Genomic DNA, 18,463 nt, shown 5'->3' with positions numbered 1-18,463 from the left:
GAGCCGGGAACGTCCGTCAGCACTCGTCGTCCGTGCACCGGCGGGCTACGGCAAGACAACCGCTGTCGCTCAGTGGCTGAGCGACAGCGGCCAGGGAGACGGCCCGCGGGGCATCTGGGTGAGCCTCGATCAGGACGACGACGATCCGGAGGGCCTCTGGCTGGCCGTCACCGCTGGCGCAACAGCCGCTGGGCTGCACCAGCCCCACCGCAGCGGCGCGGCTCCCGCAGGAGGAGTACGTGCCGGCCTGATCGTGCCGTTGATCGACGCGTTCGCCGCCTCGCCTGCTCCGTGGACGCTCGTCCTCGACGACGCGCACCTGCTCGACCGAGAAAGCACACTGGCGAGCCTCGACTGGTTTCTCGGGCACGCACCGGACAACGTGATGACGGTGATCATCACGAGGACCGCTCTCGAGCTGCCCACGTTCGAGCGTCTGCAGGCCCGCGGCCGGGGGATGGAGCTCGGCATCGACGAACTGCGGCTCGACGCACGTCAGACGGCGGAGCTCCTCGACACGTCGTACGGTCTGCGGCTCGATGCGAGAGAGCTCGCCCATTTGGAGGACCTGACCGATGGCTGGCCGGCGGCCGTCTCGCTCGTCGCCTCCGCCCTCTCCCGCGGCGTCGTTCTCCCCCGCGCGACCGCCGGGCGGGCCGAAGGCGGCGGCCTCGACGCACTCGTGCGCGAGGGGCTCGCCGGCAGTTCGCCCGAGGACCACTCACTGCTACAGATGCTCTCGATCTTCGAGCGCTTCGACGCAGCGACGGTCGACGCCGTCCTCGGGGACGCACGCGCATGGCCTCTCGCCATGGAGGTCGCCGAACGCACCGGCCTGATCGTCGGTCTCGACGGCGAGGGCAGGTGGTGGCGCATGCACCAGCTGGTGCGTGACCGTCTGACCGCTGAGCTCGAACGCGGGAACCCCGAGCGCCGCCGGGCTCTGCACCGTCTTGCCTTCGCCGCACTCGAGCCTGAACACGACCTTGCCCTCTCGATCCACCACCTCATCGGCGCCGAGGACTACGACACCGTCGCGGACATCCTGTCCAACGTCCGAGCGAACGCGGTCGTACCGAGGCAGTCACTCGGGCTGAGCTGGCTCGATCGCATCCCGGAGTCCGCACTGAACCGCGACCCGCGACTCGCGTTCTGGGAGGCCTGGGCGACGGCGACAGGCGGCGACCCCGCTCGACGCGACCGCGCTCTCGCGCGTGGGCGCCGCGCAGCGGGTGAGCGAGCTGTCGAGGGCTTCGACAGCTGGGACGACGTCGAGGATTTCGTCCACTCGATGGCGTGCTACAACGATGTCGGAGCGGCGACGCGCGCGGGTGAACGCTTCCTCGCCGGACATGATCCCTCCAACCCACTCTCCCCTCTCGTCGCGCTGCGGCTGGCCACGATGCGCTACCTCGCCGGACGCTGCGCAGAAGCACTCGAACTGCTCGATGCGCTCGACCGAGGTGCGCCGCTTCCGCGACCGCTGCGAGTGCTGGTGCCCGCGTACCGCGCCCTGTGCGATTTCGAACTCGGCGATCGGGCCGCAGCCACGATGCAGATCGACCGGATGCAGCGCGCCCGTATCGCGTTCGAGGTCGGCGCCGACCCGGTCTACCTGTCGGCTGAGCAGGCCATCGCACGGCAGCACACCGAAACCGGCGCTCCTGACGCCGCGCGGGCGACCGTCATGCACGCGCTGGGTGTCGCGCGTCAGCAGCCGAGTGACACGGTGCTCGCCGTGCCGTACCTGCTCATAGAGCTTGGCCGTGCCGAAGCCGCACTCGGGCGTCGCAGCGAAGCGCTTATCGCACTCACCCAAGCGGAGGAACTGTGCGACGGCGCGGTCGACGTCGGCGCGCTCCTCACTCGGATCTCCGCTCTGCGCGCCTCGCTACACGGGGCGCGGTCCCGTCGGCCGGTCCGCGGTCACCTGAGCCGGCGTGAGCTCGAGGTGCTCGAGCTCCTGCCGACTTCGCTGAGCGCAGCGGAGATCGGCTCCGAGCTGTTCATCTCGGCCAACACCGCTCGCAGCCACATCAAGTCGATCTACCAGAAGCTCGGCGCGACGACCCGTGCCGAAGCCGTCGCAGCTGGCCGCCGGGCCGAGCTGATCGGCGACCTCGTCAGAGACCCGAATTCCAGGAGCTGATCCCGCGTTTCGAGGAGCCCACGTACGGCTCCCTCGAGGTCGGTCAGATCACGCACCGGCGCCACCCGAAACGACGAACGCCCCCGCACACAGCGGGGGCGTTCGAGTGGCGGAGACGGCGGGATTTGAACCCGCGGTCCCCTTACGGGGACTCCACCTTAGCAGGGTGGTGCACTCGACCGGACTATGCGACGTCTCCTTGCGAGCGCTTGCGCGCACGCGACTGCAATCATAACCCGATGGCCGGGCGAATCACGATTCGAGCGGCGGGGGCTACTGGTCGGCGAGGGTGCGCCCCGCGGAGCAGCGCACCTCGGCCGCGGTCTGGCCGGTGACGTCGCTCGGCAGTGTGCCGGGCGGCGGGGTGGACTCGACGGGGGCGTCGCTCGAGCCATCCCCGGCCGGAGCCTCGCCCGGGTCGCCCTCGGCCGCCACGTCCGCGTTCGGCGCGGCCGGTGCGTTCGGGTCGGCCGCCGAGGCGAAGTCGGTCTGGTCGGCGCTCGGGTCGAAGCTGATCGGCATGTCGTTCTGCAGCGCCTGGTTCACGAGCTCGGCCGACTCGGCGGGAACCACCCCGTCGCCCGTGTAGCCGGTCGGGTACTGGACGAACGCGACCTTCGAGAGGTCGACGTCCTTCATCGCCTTCGCAATGGAGATCATGCGCGTCGGGTCGGTAAGGCTCGAGGACAGCTGCATGTTCGCGAGGGCGACCTTCGCGATGCTGTAGAGCTTCACCGGGTCGCCGAGCGTGCCGTCGGACTGCAGCTGACGGGCCAGCGCGGAGAGGAACACCTGCTGGTTCGAGATGCGCCCGAGGTCGGATCCGTCGCCGACGCCGTGTCGCACGCGGAGGAACTGCAGTGCCGCGATCCCGGAGAGCTCGTGCATGCCGGCGTCGAGGTAGGTGTCGGTGTACGGGTCCTCGATGGGCTCGGCCACGCAGACCTCGACGCCGCCGACGGCCTCCGAAAGCCCGGCCACGCCCATGAACTGCACGATGCCCGCGAACGGGATCGTGACGCCGGTGAGCTCCTCGATTGTCTTCACGACGCAGTCCATGCCGCCGTACGCGAGCACGCTGTTCAGCTTCACGCTCGAGAGCGCCGAGAGCTCCTCGTCGGGATTCTCGGGATCGTTGCAGGTGCCGGGAACGGAGACGTACATGTCGCGGGGGAAGCTCACGACCTCGACGTGCGAGTGGTCCTCGGAGATGTGCACGAGCATGGTCACGTCGTTCAGCACGGCGGTTTCCTCGTCGGGGTCGCCGAATCCACCACCCTGCCCCTGACGGCTGTCGCTGCCGATGACGAGCAGGTTCACGCCGCCCTCGATGGCGCCGACATCGGGCACGCCCTCGAGCACCTTCTCACTGTCGAGGGTGACCGTCGGCTGCGCCGTCGCCGCGAGGTCCCACGCGGCGTAGGCCGCGACCGCGCCGCCCGAGACGAGCGTGACGGCGGCGACCGCCGCGACGCTTTTCATGATCGTCTTCCATGCCGCGCTGCGGCGGAGTCGACCGTGGCGCGCGAGCGACGGCGTCTTGGCGGAGCGCCGCGAAGTGGGCTGCACGTCGTGAGGCAAATCGCGTTCCTTCCGTCTGCCTGATTGGGGATTCGACGCGGAGGGCGTGGGATTCGAACCCACGAGGCATTGCTGCCCACTGGTTTTCAAGACCAGCTCCATCGGCCGCTCGGACAGCCCTCCATGCCCGCTGGCACGCCCGCCGAGGCCTGAACCCCGACACGCCCGCAACGGACAGGCCCCGATTCTACCGAACCACGTCCTGTCCAGCCTGCCATTCCGCCCTGGGAAGGCGCTGAGGCAAGCTCGGATCCCCTGGTCAGCCTTCGTTCGCGGTCGCGCAGCGCACCTCGCTGCCGGACTGCCCGGTGACGTCGTCGGGCAGCGTTGGAGGGTCGGACGAGGCATCCGTCGCCACCGCGCCGTCCGTGACGGTCGCGGGATCGGCGGCCGGATCCTCGGAGAGCGAGCCCTCCGACGCCGGCGCCTCGGGAGCCGGCGTCACCGGCGCGGTACCGAAGCTCGCGCGATCGGTGGCGCTCGCCGAGAGCGCGATGGGCGCGTCAGCCTGCAGGGCCGTGTTGATCGCCTCGGCCGACTCGGATGGCACGACGGCGGACAGGTCCTCGGTGTAGCTCGTCGGATACTGCACGAAGACGATCTTCGACAGGTCGAGGTCCTGCACCGTCCTGGCGATCGAGATGAGCGTCGCCGGGTCCTGCAGATAGCTCGAGAGCTGCATGTTCGCGAGCGCGGCCTTCGCGATCGAGTACAGCCGGATCGGGTCGTCGAGCACCCCCTCGGCCTGCACCTTGCGCATGAGCGAGGCCATGAAGGCCTGCTGGCTGGAGATGCGGCCGAGGTCGGAGCCGTCGCCCACCGCGTGCCGGGTGCGCAGGAAGGCGAGCGCGGTCAGCCCGGAGATCGAGTGCGTGCCCGCCGGGAGGTTCAGCCCCGACCACGGATCGTCGATGGGGTCGACGAGGCAGACCTCGACGCCGCCGATCGCCTCGCTGATCGCGGCGACGCCGGCGAACTCCACCACGCCCGCCAGGGGAATCGGGATGCCGACGAGTTCCTCGACCGTCTGCGCCACGCAGCCCAGGCCGCCGTGCTGGAACACGGTGTTGATCTTCGCGCTCGACATCGCCGAGAGCGTCTCGCCCTCCGCCCCGTTCGGGTCGGCGCACTCGGGCACGCTGACGAGCAGGTCGCGCGGGAAGCTCACGACCTCGACGTGCGAGTGGTCCTGCGCGATGTGCACCAGCAGGTTCACATCGTTCAGGACCGCCGAGTCCTCCTCGGGGTCCCCGAACGAACCGTCCGCCGGCCGCTTGTCGATGCCGGCGAGGAAGAAGGTCAGACCGCCGTCCATCACCCCGATGTCCGGGATCTCGGCGAGCACCTCCTCGCTCTCGAGCGTGAACGTCGGCGGCTCCTGGAGGTCGTCGTACAGGTCGGCCGTGGCATACGCGGCGACGCCCAACGTGGAGACGAGCAGCACCGTGACGCACACGGCGAGCCCCTTTCCGAGCGCGCGCCACGCGCTCGGGCGCCGCTGTCTCCCGTGCCGTGCCGCCATGGCTGTGCTCCCCCGGACCGGCCAGGTCGATGGCCGTCGCAGCGACAGGATAGCGGGACGCCCCGGCGACGCCGCGGCGTTCAGGGGCGCGAGTCGGGCGCGCCGCTCAGGGCAGCGAGTGCAGCACCGCCGCGAGGCCCGCGTCGTCGATCGCCCCGGCGACCTCTCCGGCGACCTCGCGCACTTCCTCGGGCGCCTGCCCCATCGCGACGGCACGGCCGGCGGAGCCCGCCCAGCGGAACATCTCGATGTCGTTTCGGCCGTCGCCGACCGCGAGCACCCGGTCGATCGGGTGGTCGATCCAGCCGCGCACGCGCTCGAGCGCGGTGGCCTTGTTGACGCCGTCGGGCGCGATGTCGAGCCAGGCGGTCCAGCCGATGGCGTAGCTCACATGGTGCAGGCCCATGCGGTCGACGATCTCGAAGAACTCCTCGAGGCCGTGCTGGCGGCTGCGCACGACGACGCGCGTCGCCTCTTGGCCGAACAGTTCGTCGAACGGCACCTCGCGGGCGCGGTCGAGGTTCCACTCGGTCATGCCGGCCGTGTAGAGGCGGTAGCCGTCGCCGAGCTCGATCATGAACTCGCCGGCCGGCAGCACCGCACGGATGCGCTCGAGCACGGCGGTCGGGTCGAAGACCTCGACGAACTCGCGCCGGTACCCGTCGTCGGCCGCCTCGTCGCGACGCATGGTCACGGCGCCGTTCGCGCAGACCACGTACTCCGGCTCGAGCCCGAGCGAGCGGAGCACCGGACCCGTCGTCGACCAGGAACGGCCCGTCGCGAGCGTCACGTGGTGGCCACGGGTCACGGCCGCGGTGACGGCCTCGGCCACGGCGTGGTCGATCGACTCGTCTTCGTGCATGACCGTGCCGTCGACATCGAGCGCGACGAACCAGCGGTGCTCGTGCGGCAGAGGCTGCAGCGACGGGCGCGAGCCCGCCGAGGCATCCGCCGTCTGCTCGACGATGGTGCGCACCCGGGGCTCGCGACGGTCGCTCATCGCCGCACCGGCTCCAGCACCTCGAGGCCGCCGAGGTAACCGCGCAACGCCTCGGGCACCACGACCGAGCCGTCGGCCTGCTGGTGCGTCTCGAGGATCGCGACGATCCACCGGGTCGTCGCGAGCGTGCCGTTGAGGGTCGCGACCGGCGCGGTCTTGCCGCTCTCGGTGCGGTGACGGATGTCGAGGCGACGCGCCTGGAAGGTCGTGCAGTTCGAGGTGGAGGTGAGCTCGCGGTACGCGCCCTGCGTGGGCACCCAGGCCTCGACGTCGTACTTGCGGGCCGCGCTCGAGCCGAGGTCGCCGGCCGCGGTGTCGATCACCCGGTAGGCGAGGCCCAGGTCTTGCAGCATGCCCTCCTGCCAGCCGAGCAGGCGCTCGTGCTCGGCCTCGGCGTCGGCCGGGTCGATGTAGCTGAACATCTCGAGCTTGTTGAACTGGTGCACCCGGATGATGCCGCGGGTGTCTTTGCCGTGCGAGCCGGCCTCACGGCGGTAGCAGGTCGACCAGCCGGCGTAGCGGATGGGGCCCGCCGAGACGTCGAGGATCTCGCCCTGGTGGTAGCCGGCGAGCGCGACCTCGCTCGTGCCGGTCAGGTAGAGCTCGTCGTCGGGCAGGTAGTAGATCTCGTCGGCGTGCGCGCCGAGGAAGCCGGTGCCCTGCATGATCTCGGGCTTCACGAGCGTCGGCGTGATGAGCGGGGTGAAGCCGGCCTGGATGGCCCGGTCGAGGCCCATGTTCATGAGGCCGAGCTCGAGGCGGGCGCCGACGCCCTTCAAGTAGTCGAAGCGCGCCCCGGAGACCTTGGCGCCGCGGGCCATGTCGATGGCGTCGAGCAGCTCGCCGAGCTCGAGGTGGTCGCGCGGCTCGAAGTCGAACGCCGGGATCTGACCGACCTCGCGCAGCACGAGGTAGTCGTCTTCACCGCCGGCGGGCACGCCGTCGATGACGACGTTGCCGAGGCGCTGCACCGTGGCCTGGAACGCGGCATCCGCCTCGTTCGCGGCATGGTTCGCGTCTTTCACGGCCTGCGCGAGGCGCTGGGCCTGGGCGACGAGCTCGGCCTTCTGCTCCTTGGGCGCCTTGGCGACCTGCTTGCCGAAGGCGTTCTGCTCGGCGCGGAGCGTCTCGAACGCGGTGATGGCCGTGCGGCGTGCGGCGTCGGCCGCGACCGCCTCGTCGACGAGCTCGGGAGACTCCCCGCGCAGCTCCTGCGAACGCTTGACCAGCTCGGGGTTCTCGCGGAGCAGCACGGGATCGATCACCCCGCAAGTCTAGCCGGGACCACCCACACCGACCCCGCCCCGCCGACGGGCCCGGCGCCGGGCTCCCCGATCCGACCGCGAGCATGCCGTACCTTTGGCGTGTGGCGAGCGAAACGACCGCCGGCGACCCGGCGACCGACGATCCGTCCGCGCGCCCCCGCGCCGCCGTGATCAGCAATCCGACCAAGCAGGGCATCGACGCCCTCCGCGCCGCCGTCGAGCGCGCGGAGGAGCGGCAGGGCTTCGCGCCCTCGCTCTGGATCGACACCCTCGAGGACGACCCGGGCAGGGGCATGGCCCTCGAGGCCCTCGAGGCGGGCGTCGACCTGGTGATCGCCGCGGGCGGCGACGGCACCGTGCGCGCGGTCGCCGCGGGCCTGAGCGGCAGCGGCGTGCCGATGGGCATCGTGCCCCTCGGCACCGGCAACCTCTTCGCACGCAACATCGACGTGCCGGTGAACGATCCCGACGACGCCGTGGTGCTGGCCTTCTCCGGCGCCGACCGCACCGTCGACGTCCTCGTCGCCGACGTGGTGCGCCCGAGCGGCGCCCAGGAGTCGCACACCTCGCTCGTCATGGCCGGCATCGGCATCGACGCCGCGATGATCTCGAACACCAACCCGGAACTGAAGAAGCGGGTCGGCTGGCTCGCCTACGTCGACGCCGGGCTGCGCTCGCTCCCGGCGTCGCAGCCGTTCCGCATCACGTTCCGGATGGATGCCGGACGCCACCACCGCTCCAAGGTGTCGAGCATCCTCGTCGCGAACCTCGGCTACCTGCCCGGCAACATCGAGCTCGTGCCCGACGCCGAGATCGACGACGGCCGGCTCGACGTCGTGCGCCTGCAGCCGCGCAACCTCTTCGGCTGGCTATTCGTCTGGCGCACCGTCGCCTGGGAGAACCGGGTGCTGCGCAAGAGCGCCCTCGGCCGGCAACTCATGGACCTCACCGGCGGCGACCGCCACCGCGCCGTCGCCTACTCCCGCGGACGCTCGGTCGAGATCGACATCGACGGCGAGCCGCAGGAGTTCGAGATCGACGGCGACGAGTTCGGCGAGATCGTCTCAGCGCACTTCCGGGTCGACCCCGCCGCGCTCACCATCCGCGTCCCGCGCTGACGCGGGCGGGGCGCCGCGGGACGCGCGCTCGACGGCAGCGGCTGTCGCTCCGCCGCGCTCGCGGTCGCGTCGGCATCGGGACCGGGAGTGCGGCCTCCGGCGAGGCATCCGGCCGTCCGTCGGCTCCCGGCCCGGGCACGTACCCGCGCTGGAAGCGCGCGTCGAACCGCGGGTCGAGCTCGGTCACCTCAGTGCTCCGGCTCCCCCGAGAGGATGCCGCGCAGCCAATCGCGCGCCTCGACGAAGACCCCGTCGTCGTACTTGGAGTGGTACTCGATCTCGCGCCGGTCGGCCCGCGGGTAGGAGCCGAGGAAGATCACGTTGGGTGAAAAACGCCGCAGACCCAGCAGGGCGTCGGCGACGCGCTCGTCGCGCACGTGCCCCTCGAGGTCGATCACGAAGCGGTAGCGGCCGAGGGCGTCGCCGATGGGGCGCGACTGGATGAGGGACAGGTTCACCCCGCGCGTCGAGAACTGCTCGAGCATCGCGAGCAGCGCGCCCGGCTCGTCGTCGGGCAGCTCCACGATGACGCTCGTCTTGTCGGCGCCGGTCGGGGCCGGCAGCTCCCGGGAGCGGCCGACGAGCACGAAGCGGGTGACGGCGTTCGGATTGTCGCCGATGTCGCGGGCGAGCACGTCGACGTCGAGGAGTTCGACGATGCCGGGCGGGGCGACGGCCGCGTCGGCGCGGTCGCCCTCCTCGAAGAGGCTCGCGGCGGCCTGCACGTTGCTCGTCGCCGGGATGTGCCCGTGCGCGGGCAGGTGCTGCTCGAGCCATCCGCGCGACTGGCCGTAGGCGACCGGGTGGGCGTTCACGATGCGCACCTCGGCGAGCGCGGTGCCGCGCCGGGCGACGAGCACGAAGTTCACCGGCACGAGGTACTCGCCGATGATGCGGAGGCCGGGCACGGTGGCGAGGGCGTCCTGGGTGGCGCTAACCCCGCCGTCGACGGAGTTCTCGATCGCGATCATCGCGGCGACCGAGTGACCCGCGACGACGTCGGCCAGCGCCTCGCCCACGTTGTTCACGGGGCGCCAGCGCTTGCCCTGCGCTTCCGGCACCTGCTTCAGGGCCGCCTCGGTGAACGTGCCGGCCGGGCCCAGATAGGAGTAGCTGGGGTCGGGGTCGGGGGCGTCCGTCATGCCGCGAGCTTAGTCGAGCGCCGGGCGGCGTCCCGTTCCCCGCTCCCCGCTCCCCGCTCCCCGCTTCCCGCTTCCCGCTCCCCGCTGCGACAACTCAGGAACCGCCCCGCCTCCTCCCGCACCACTCCGCGGAAGGACGAACGGCACGCCGGCCATTACCGCCAGATGTTCCTGAAATACTGCGAGGCATGCAACGGGTCGTTCCGAGCGACGCGGAGCGCCGCGCCGCGCTCCGCCGGATGAAGACGATCGCGACGGCACTGCTCCTCGTCGCCGCGGTCGTCTTCACCGTGTCCTTCGCCCTGCAGGACCGCATCGCCTGGCTCGGCTACGTCCGCGCCGCGGCCGAGGGCGCCATGGTGGGCGCGATCGCCGACTGGTTCGCGGTGACGGCGCTGTTCCGGCGACCGCTCGGCCTGCCGATCCCGCACACCGCGATCATCCCCACCCGCAAGGACGAGATCGGCGCGAGCCTCGGCGCCTTCGTCGAGCACGAGTTCCTCTCGGACGAGGTCGTGCTCGGCAAACTCCGCTCGGTGGAGCCCGCCCGCCGGGCCGGCGAGTGGCTCCGCGACCCCGCGCACGCCGAACGGCTGACCGCCGAGGCATCCGTCGCCGCGAACGCCGTGCTCGAGCTGCTCGGCGACGACGACGTCGAACAGGTGCTCGAACAGCTCGCGAGGCGGCACCTGCTGGAGCCCGAGTGGGCGCCCGCGATCGGCCGGGTCGGTGCCCGGCTCGTCGCCGCCGACCAGCAGCGCCCGGCCATCGACGCCCTGCTCGCCCGAGCGGAGGGATGGCTCGACGCGCACCCCGAGGCGTTCGGCAACATGGTGAGCGACCGCCTCCCCCGATGGGTGCCGAAGCTCGTCGACCGCTTCATCGACGACCGCGCCTACCGCGAGGTGCTCGCCTTCGTGCGGGCCGTGCGCGCGGACGACGCGCATCCCCTGCGGCTCGCGATCGACCGGTACCTGGGCGACCTCGCCGAGAGCCTGCAGCGCGACCCGGCGACGATCGAGCGGGTCGAGCGGCTGAAGACGGAGCTCTTCGACAGCCCTCGGGTGCGCGAGTTCGCGGGTGAGGCGTGGGCCGCGGTGAAGGGCTCGTTGACGGCCGCGCTCGCCGATCCGGAGAGCGAGCTGCGCCGGGGCATCCGCCAGGCGGTCATCGAGCTCGGCGCCCGCCTCGCCGCCGACGAGGCCCTGCAGGCGAAGGTGGACCGCTGGCTGACGGATGCCGCAGCCTATGTGGTGCGCAACTACCGGTCCGACATCGCCGGCGTCATCACCGAGACCGTCGAACGCTGGGACGCCCGGGAGACGACCGAGAAGCTCGAGCTGCAGGTCGGCCGGGACCTGCAGTTCATCCGGATCAACGGAACGGTCGTCGGCGCCCTCGCGGGCCTCGCGATCTTCAGCATCGCCACCGCCCTGCACGCCCTCCTCTGACCGCACTGCTCCGACCGCACGCGCGGCTCCGACTTGCCCGGCTTTCATGAAAGTTGGGCAACCCAGGGTCGAGGTGAGCCGACTTGCCCAGGTCAAGGTGAGCCGACTTGCCCGACTTTCATGAAAGTTGGGCAACCCCCCCTCGGGGGGAACGGGCCGCAGTGGGAGACTGGGCCCATGCACGAGCGAGCGGGAACGCCGGCCCTCGAGGCCGATCTGATCGATGTCGACGCCCTGGTCCGGGCCTACTACGAGCTGACGCCCGACGTGTCGGTGCCGGCGCAGCGCGTCGCGTTCGGCACCTCCGGCCATCGAGGATCGAGCCTGAACTCGAGCTTCAACGAGACGCACATCCTCGCGATCACGCAGGCGATCGTGGAGTACCGCACGGCGCAAGGCATCACCGGCCCGCTGTTCATCGGCTCCGACACGCACGCCCTCTCCGCCCCCGCGCAGACCACCGCGCTCGACGTGCTCGTCGGCAACCGGGTGCGCGTGCTCGTCGACGAGTTCGACGACTACGTGCCGACCCCGGCGCTCTCCCGCGCGATCATCGCCTGGAACGCCGACCCGGCCCGCCGCGCCGAGGGTGAGGCGGACGGCATCGTCATCACGCCCTCGCACAATCCGCCGCAGGACGGCGGCTTCAAGTACAACCCGCCGCACGGCGGCCCCGCCGACAGCGACGCCACGAGCTGGATCGCGAACCGCGCGAACGAGCTCATCGAGGCCGGCCTCACCGGGGTGAACCAGGCCGAGCCGAGCGCGGTGGAGACGTACGACTTCCGTACCGCCTACGTCGACGACCTCGCGAGCATCATCGACTTCGACGCCATCCGCGAGTCCGGCATCCGCATCGGCGCCGACCCGCTCGGCGGCGCCTCGGTCAACTACTGGGCGGCGATCCGCGATCGCTACGACCTCGACCTCACGGTCGTGAACGAGCTCGTCGACCCCAGCTGGTCGTTCATGACCCTCGACTGGGACGGCAAGATCCGCATGGACCCGTCGAGCCCGAACGCGATGGCGTCCGTGGTCGCGAAGGCGGGCGACTTCGATTTGCTGACCGGCAACGACGCGGATGCCGACCGGCACGGCATCGTCACGCCCGACGGCGGCCTGATGAACCCGAACCACTACCTCGCGGTCGCGATCGAGTACCTGTTCGCGCACCGGCCCGAGTGGCGGGCGGATGCCGCGATCGGGAAGACCCTCGTCTCCAGCTCGATGATCGACCGCGTCGCGGCGTCGCTGGGGCGGCGGCTCTGGGAGGTGCCGGTCGGCTTCAAGTGGTTCGTTCCGGGCCTCATCGACGGCTCGGTCGGCTTCGGCGGGGAGGAGAGCGCCGGGGCATCCTTCCTCCGCTTCGACGGCTCGGTCTGGACGACCGACAAGGACGGCATCCTGCTCTGCCTTCTCGCGGCCGAGATCCGCGCGGTCACGGGGAAGTCGCCGTCCGAGCTCTACCGCGGCCTGGTCGAGCGCTTCGGCGATCCCGCCTACGAGCGCACGGATGCCGCAGCCACTCCCGAGCAGAAGGCCGCACTCGGCCGGCTCGACGGCGACGCGATCGCGGCGACCGAGCTCGCGGGCGAACCGATCACGGCGAAGCTGTCGAAGGCGCCGGGCAACGACGCGGCGATCGGCGGCGTGAAGGTCGTGAGCGAAGACGCATGGTTCGCGGCCCGACCGAGCGGCACCGAGGACGTGTACAAGGTGTACGCGGAGTCGTTCCGCGGGCCCGAGCACCTGCGGCTCGTGCAGGCGGAGGCGCAGCGCATCGTCGGCCAGGCCCTGGGCGGGTAGCCGGGCCCTGCCCTTCTCCCGACCCGCTCCCCCGACCCCGGCATCGCTGACCCCTGCACCGCCGACCCCGGCACCGCCGACCCCCGGCACCGCCGACCCCCGGGCACCGCCGGAGGAGATTCGCGCGGCGGAGGATGACCCGGGGCATCCACGCCTCCCTGGGTGGAGTCTCCTCCCGCGCGATGGCTCGCGGTGGGGGCGGTGGGTCGCGGTGGGGGCGGTGAAGGCGATGGGGCGCGGTGGCAAGAGGTGCTGCCGGGCGGGCCGGGCGGCCAGGCGGACCGGGCGGCCAGGCCGGGCCGGGCGCGCCTACTTCACCGAGAAGTAGTTGACCGTGCCGCCGCCCGCGATCGCCTCGTCGACGTCCCAGTAGTCGGCGTCCTTGGTGTGCCCGCCGACCCAGATGCGGGTGCCGGCGTCGCCGTGCTCAACCCTCGTGACGATCGCGGTGTGGTCGCGGTCGCCCGAGGCATCCCAGTCGAACTGGGCGATGTCGCCCACCTTGACCTGCGCGCGCTGCGAGTCGTCGAGCGGGGTCGCGAGGTCGGGCCGTCCGAGCAGCCAGTCGCGCATCGCCGTCGAGCTCGACCAGCTCGCCGACATCGCACCCGTCGCGGCGTCGTAGTACCAGCCGCCGTCCATCGCCCAGCCGCGGGCGACGAGCGACTGGCTGGTGAAGTTCGCACAGTCGTTGCCCGAGATCACCGGGTACGCGTCGGAGTTGTAGTCGCTCCAGTGGGCGAGGACGTAGCCGAGCTGCGCGTCGATCCCGGGGTCGCTCGTGTACGTGAGGCTGAGCTCGCTCGGCACGGCGACCGGCGAGGCGGCCGCGACGAGCGGGTGCGCCGCCGTGAACGACGCCGTCGCCGGAGACGCCGGGGTCTCCGCGGCGACGGCGGTGCCATCGGCCTCGGTCATCGTGACGGCGACCGAGCCGAGGGCGGTCTCGGCGACGGCTGGAACGGCGAAGGTGAGCTGGCGCTCGTCCGCGGAGACGATGGTCGCGGCAGTGCCGCCCACCTGCACGGCGGCGACCTCGTCGAGCCCGTCGCCCTGCACCGTGACCTGGGTGCCTCCGGTGAAGGGCGCCGCGGCGACCGAGAGTCCGCTCGTGACGACGGGGGCCTGGTCGACCTGCGAGACGGTCGAGCCGCCGGGGGTCACGGTCAGCTCGTCACCGGTCGCGACGAGCGGCGCGGTCTCGGCGGCGATCGAGGCGGGCGCCGGGGCACCGTCGGCGCTCGCGGCGGAGACCGCACCGAAGGCCGTCACACCGAGGATCGCGCTCGCCCGGAGAGGGCGGCGACCCGGCGGATGCCTCGGGCGCCCGGACGGCGGTTGCCGCTCGGGGTCGCACGATGCTTGGGGTGCCGGGACGCGGACGTGCCGGCGTCCCGGGTGGCGTCGGGGTCGCGGGTGGTGTCAGGGGCGCGCGTGGTGTCGGGGTCGCTCGCGAGGCCAGGCATGCGGGGGCGGGCCGGGATGAAGTTGGAGCGGGGGCGGGCAGGGGTGTCGGGGGAGATGTCAGGCACAGAATCAGGAGTCCGGGTTGGGGGAAAGCGAACCTGGACACCCCATCACGCGTTTTTGTGAGGATTCTTCCCGAATGCTGGGAGGCCCGTGAGAGCGCGGTCACCGGGCCATCCCGCCTCCGTCGCCCTCGCGGGAGGAGATCACCGCATGGGGAGGATGCCCCGAGGCATCCGTTCCTCCCCCGGCGCGAATCCCCTCCGCCTGAGCCGACCCCGCAGTGGCAGGGGCCAGGGCCGACCGAGCTACTCCTGGTACTCCGGCGCGGCCGGGAGGCCGAAGAACTCCTCGAGCGTGGTGATGCCGCGAGCGTGCATCTCGGTCGAGAGGTCGACGCCGACGTAGCGGAAGTGCCACGGCTCGTACTCGTACCCGGTCACGTCCATCTTGTCGGCGGGGTACCGCAGGATGAACCCGAATCGGTAGGCGTTGTCGCGCAGCCAGATGCCCTCGTCGGTGTCGCCGAAGCACGCGTCGAGCGAGCAGTTGCCCGACTCGGCGCCGATGTCCATCACGAGCCCGGTCTGGTGCTCGCTGTAACCGGGTCGAGCGGTGAGCGTGTCGTCGCCGTCGTAGATCTCCTCCTGCGTGGAGTAGGAGCGGTAGGCGCTGTTCGAGGCGAGGGCGAGGCCGGCCTCGTTGGATGCCGCGTCGAACATCGCGACGATGGCGTCGGAGGCCTCTTGGCGCATGAGCGGCTCCCAGGTGCGCGCCACGGGGACTTCGACGAGGTCGTCGGGCTCGTAGTCCTGCGGGTCGAGCGGGCGCAGCTTGTCGACGACCACCCAGATGCTGTCCGGGTCGTCGATCGAGTGGGCGTTCATGTCGAAAACGGGCACCGGCTGCGCCGGCGGGGCGGCCTCCGGGGCCGGTCGTGGGGTGGACGTCTCGCCCGCAACGCCCTTCGCGCCGCTGGGCGAGGCGCCGGCGGAACCACCGGAGGCCGCGCCCACGACGAACGCGGCGACCCCGATCAGCGCCGCTGTGACGGCGAGCGCGACGATCATCCGGCGGCGGTGCACCGCCTCGCTGACGGTTGGGCGGGTGGAGCTCTCAGACACCCTCCGAGTGTACGTCCGGCTCGACGGGCATCCCTGGGAATCGAAGCGTGAGAGCGCTCTCTTGACACTGTGGAGCGGTCCGCCTAGAGTCGCAGCGCCGACGCCCGAAGCGCTTCAGCGCGGGGAACACGGGCCCGAGCACCGACGACACCGACCTCTTGGAGGAACGCACATGACCGATGCGACGAACACCTCCCGCCCGGGCGAGCCGCGTCGCCCGTTCCCGGATTCGTTCCTCTTCGGCGCCGCGACCGCGGCGTTCCAGATCGAGGGGGCGGCCTTCGAGGACGGGCGCACCGCTTCGATCTGGGATGCCTTCTGCCGCGTGCCCGGCGCGGTCATCAACGGCGACACCGGCGACGTGGCGTGCGACCACTACCACCGCATGCCGGAGGACGTCGCACTCATGGCCGAGCTCGGCCTGCAGACCTATCGGTTCTCGACCTCATGGTCGCGCGTCCGCCCCGACGGCGGCCCCGTGAACCCCGCGGGCATCGACTTCTACTCCCGGCTCGTCGACGAGCTGCTCGGCGCCGGCATCAAGCCCTGGCTCACCCTCTACCACTGGGATCTGCCGCAATCGCTCGAAGAGCTGGGCGGCTGGACGAACCGCGACACCGCCTCGCGGTTCCGGGACTACGCGCTGAGCGTGCACGACGCCCTCGGCGACCGGGTCCAGGTGTGGACGACGCTGAACGAGCCCTGGTGCTCCTCCTTCCTGAGCTACACCGCCGGCGCGCACGCGCCCGGGCGCTTCTCGAAGGAGGACGGGCTGCGCGCAGCGCACCACCTCATGCTCGGACACGGGCTCACGGTCGAGGCGCTCCGGGAGCGGGACGCCTCGCTCGACCTCGGCATCACCCTGAACCTGACCGTGGCGAAGCCCGTCGACCCCGCGCGTCCCGGGGACGTGGATGCCGCCCGCCGCATCGACGCCGGCTTCAACCGGGTGTTCCTCGACCCGATCCTCCGCGGCGAGTACCCCGTCGATTTCCTCGCCGACCTCGACGACCTCCGGCTCGGTCACGTGCTCGACGGGGCAGTGCACGACGGCGACCTGCAGACGATCAGCGCCCCGATCGACACCCTCGGGGTGAACTACTACCACGGCGAGCTGCTGAGCGACCGGCCGGCGGAGCATCCGCTCCTCGCCCAGGCACCCACCGCCCGCGAGACCCGCTCGCCGTTCCCCAACGGCGACGGCGTCTTCTGGCACCCGCAGGGGCTCCCGCTCACGGCGATGGAGTGGGAGGTGCAGCCGCACGGCCTCACCGAGTTGCTCACCCGCGTGCACCACGAGTACACGGGCGAGCGCGGCATCCGCCTCTACGTCACCGAGAACGGCGCCGCGTACGACGACGTCGTGGCGGCCGACGGCTCGGTGCCGGACGCCGAGCGCGCCGAGTTCCTGGAACTGCACCTCGGCGCCATCCTCGACGCGATCGACGAGGGCACGCCCGTGCACGGCTACTTCTACTGGTCGCTGCTCGACAACTTCGAGTGGGCCTGGGGGTACGAGAAGCGCTTCGGGATCGTGCGGGTCGACTACGACACCCAGCAGCGCACCGTGAAGCAGAGCGGGCGCGCCTACCAGCGAGCCATCCGCGACCGCGCCCTCTGACCGCCCCCATCTCGACTTGCCCGACTTTCATGAAAGTCGGGCAACTCGGTCTGACGCTCCGGCTTGCCCGACTTTCATGAAAGTCGGGCAACTCGGTCTGACGCCCCGGCTTGCCCGACTTTCATGAAAGTCGGGCAAGCCGGGGTCTGAAGCGGGGGACGCGCGCGACCTAGACTTGCCGCATGGCGAAGGATGCCTCGGGCGGAGCGCCCACGCTCGAGATGGTCGCGCGACGCGCCGGTGTGTCGCGCGCGACGGTGAGCCGGGTCGTGAACGGTTCCCCGAAGGTGAGCCCCGAAGTCGTCGCCGCGGTGAACACCGCCGTCGCCGAACTCCGCTACGTGCCGAATCGTGCCGCGCGCTCGCTCGCCCGCCGCTCCTCGAGCTCGATCGCCCTCATCGTGCCCGAGGACGTCACCGTCTTCTTCGGCGACCCGTACTTCGCGTCCGTCGTGCAGGGCATCATGGACCGGATCGACGACAGCGAGTACGTGCTGAACCTGCTCGTCGCGTCCGCCGACCCGCAGCGGAAGACCCGCGGCTACCTCGAGTCCGGCGCCGTCGACGGGGCGATCGTCATCTCGCACCACGCGGGCGATGAGCTGTTCGAGCACGCGACGGTGCCCCTCGTCTACGGCGGTCGGCCCGCCACGGGCATCGACGCCTACGTCGTGGACGTCGACAACGTCGCCGCCGCCGTGAGCGGCACCGAGCGTCTGATCGAGATCGGCCGGCGCCGGATCGGTACGATCTCGGGACCGCTCGACATGCCCGCGGGCATCGACCGGCTCGAGGGCTTCCGTCGCACCGTCGCGGCGGCGGGCCTGCCCGGCGAGCTCGAGGAGACGGGAGACTTCACCGCCGAGGGTGCCGCAGCGGCGACCCGCCGCCTGCTCGACCGGGTCGGCGACGGGCGCGACGGGCGCCCGCCCGGGGTCGACGCCCTGTTCGTGGCGAGCGACCTGATGGCGACCGGGGCACTCGCCGTGCTCGCCGAGCGCGGGCTCGCCGTGCCGGGCGACATCGCAGTCGTCGGCGTCGACGACAGTCCGGCTGCGCTCCGCGCCGGGGTGCCGCTGACCACAGTCGCCCAGCCCTCGGCCGAGCAGGGACGACTGATGGCCGAGCTGCTCATCCGGCTCATCGAGGGCGACGAGACGGTGCCGCGGCAGACGATCCTGCCGACCCGCCTCGTGCTCCGCGACTCCGCGTAACCC

14 protein-coding genes and 2 tRNA genes are annotated in these 18,463 nt (G+C 71.4%); 6 read left to right on the top strand and 10 right to left on the bottom strand.

The window, feature by feature from the left end:
• Nucleotides 1-118 precede the first annotated feature (118 nt).
• Nucleotides 119-2,149: a LuxR C-terminal-related transcriptional regulator gene (locus M3147_RS19525; protein WP_251203348.1), complete on the top strand. Its 2,031-nt coding sequence runs from the start codon at nt 119-121 to the stop codon at nt 2,147-2,149.
• A 107-nt stretch (nt 2,150-2,256) separates the two neighbouring features.
• Here M3147_RS19525 and M3147_RS10100 read toward each other — a convergent pair.
• The 6 genes from M3147_RS10100 to serS all read right to left on the bottom strand — a co-directional run bounded on the left by M3147_RS10100 (nt 2,257) and on the right by serS (nt 7,517).
• Nucleotides 2,257-2,348, bottom strand: a tRNA-Ser gene (locus tag M3147_RS10100).
• A gap of 74 nt (nt 2,349-2,422) precedes the next feature.
• Nucleotides 2,423-3,631: an LCP family protein gene (locus M3147_RS10095; protein ID WP_251203347.1), complete on the bottom strand. Its 1,209-nt coding sequence runs from the start codon at nt 3,629-3,631 to the stop codon at nt 2,423-2,425.
• Nucleotides 3,632-3,768: 137 nt separating this feature from the next.
• Nucleotides 3,769-3,853, bottom strand: a tRNA-Ser gene (locus M3147_RS10090).
• A gap of 136 nt (nt 3,854-3,989) precedes the next feature.
• Nucleotides 3,990-5,252 (bottom strand): LCP family protein, encoded by a 1,263-nt coding sequence (locus tag M3147_RS10085; RefSeq protein ID WP_251203346.1) that lies wholly within the window; start codon nt 5,250-5,252, stop codon nt 3,990-3,992.
• A 106-nt stretch (nt 5,253-5,358) separates the two neighbouring features.
• Complete coding sequence (locus M3147_RS10080; protein WP_251203345.1) at nt 5,359-6,252, bottom strand: HAD family hydrolase; 894 nt, start codon at nt 6,250-6,252, stop codon at nt 5,359-5,361.
• Complete coding sequence (gene serS / locus M3147_RS10075; protein WP_251203344.1) at nt 6,249-7,517, bottom strand: serine--tRNA ligase; 1,269 nt, start codon at nt 7,515-7,517, stop codon at nt 6,249-6,251. The genes M3147_RS10080 and serS overlap by 4 nt, the downstream gene beginning before the upstream one ends.
• 101 nt (nt 7,518-7,618) lie before the next feature.
• Here serS and M3147_RS10070 point away from each other — a divergent pair, with 101 nt between their 5' ends.
• Nucleotides 7,619-8,635 carry a diacylglycerol/lipid kinase family protein gene (locus tag M3147_RS10070; RefSeq protein ID WP_251203343.1) on the top strand — a complete coding sequence of 339 codons (1,017 nt, stop codon included), beginning with the start codon at nt 7,619-7,621 and terminating at the stop codon, nt 8,633-8,635.
• A 188-nt stretch (nt 8,636-8,823) separates the two neighbouring features.
• Here M3147_RS10070 and pheA read toward each other — a convergent pair whose 3' ends face one another.
• Nucleotides 8,824-9,777, bottom strand: a complete 954-nt coding sequence (gene pheA, locus M3147_RS10065) for a prephenate dehydratase (RefSeq protein ID WP_251203342.1) — start codon at nt 9,775-9,777, stop codon at nt 8,824-8,826.
• A gap of 188 nt (nt 9,778-9,965) precedes the next feature.
• On the opposite strand from pheA, the gene M3147_RS10060 reads away from it, so the two are divergent.
• Together M3147_RS10060 and pgm are read left to right on the top strand one after the other, a co-directional pair.
• Complete coding sequence (locus M3147_RS10060) at nt 9,966-11,228, top strand: DUF445 domain-containing protein (RefSeq protein WP_251203341.1); 1,263 nt, start codon at nt 9,966-9,968, stop codon at nt 11,226-11,228.
• 177 nt (nt 11,229-11,405) lie between these two features.
• A complete protein-coding gene (gene pgm / locus M3147_RS10055) occupies nt 11,406-13,034 on the top strand; it encodes a phosphoglucomutase (alpha-D-glucose-1,6-bisphosphate-dependent) (protein ID WP_251203340.1) in 1,629 nt (542 codons plus the stop codon).
• A 309-nt stretch (nt 13,035-13,343) separates the two neighbouring features.
• On the opposite strand, the gene M3147_RS10050 is transcribed toward pgm, so the two are convergent.
• From M3147_RS10050 to M3147_RS10040, 3 genes are all read right to left on the bottom strand, one after another.
• On the bottom strand, nt 13,344-14,306 hold the full coding sequence (locus M3147_RS10050; protein ID WP_251203339.1) for an amidase domain-containing protein: 963 nt from the start codon (nt 14,304-14,306) through the stop codon (nt 13,344-13,346).
• Complete coding sequence (locus M3147_RS10045) at nt 14,303-14,566, bottom strand: hypothetical protein (RefSeq protein WP_251203338.1); 264 nt, start codon at nt 14,564-14,566, stop codon at nt 14,303-14,305. The genes M3147_RS10050 and M3147_RS10045 overlap by 4 nt, the downstream gene beginning before the upstream one ends.
• 243 nt (nt 14,567-14,809) lie before the next feature.
• Complete coding sequence (locus M3147_RS10040; protein WP_251203337.1) at nt 14,810-15,625, bottom strand: M15 family metallopeptidase; 816 nt, start codon at nt 15,623-15,625, stop codon at nt 14,810-14,812.
• Between the two features lie 172 nt (nt 15,626-15,797).
• On the opposite strand from M3147_RS10040, the gene M3147_RS10035 reads away from it, so the two are divergent.
• Nucleotides 15,798-17,246, top strand: coding sequence for a GH1 family beta-glucosidase (locus M3147_RS10035; RefSeq protein WP_251203336.1), 1,449 nt, complete (start codon nt 15,798-15,800; stop codon nt 17,244-17,246).
• 182 nt (nt 17,247-17,428) lie between these two features.
• A complete protein-coding gene (locus tag M3147_RS10030) occupies nt 17,429-18,460 on the top strand; it encodes a LacI family DNA-binding transcriptional regulator (protein ID WP_251203335.1) in 1,032 nt (343 codons plus the stop codon).
• Nucleotides 18,461-18,463 lie beyond the last annotated feature (3 nt).

The organism is Agromyces mediolanus, from assembly GCF_023715325.1.
Taxonomy (GTDB): domain Bacteria; phylum Actinomycetota; class Actinomycetes; order Actinomycetales; family Microbacteriaceae; genus Agromyces; species Agromyces mediolanus_A.
This window is presented reverse-complemented; position numbering and strand designations above follow the sequence as displayed.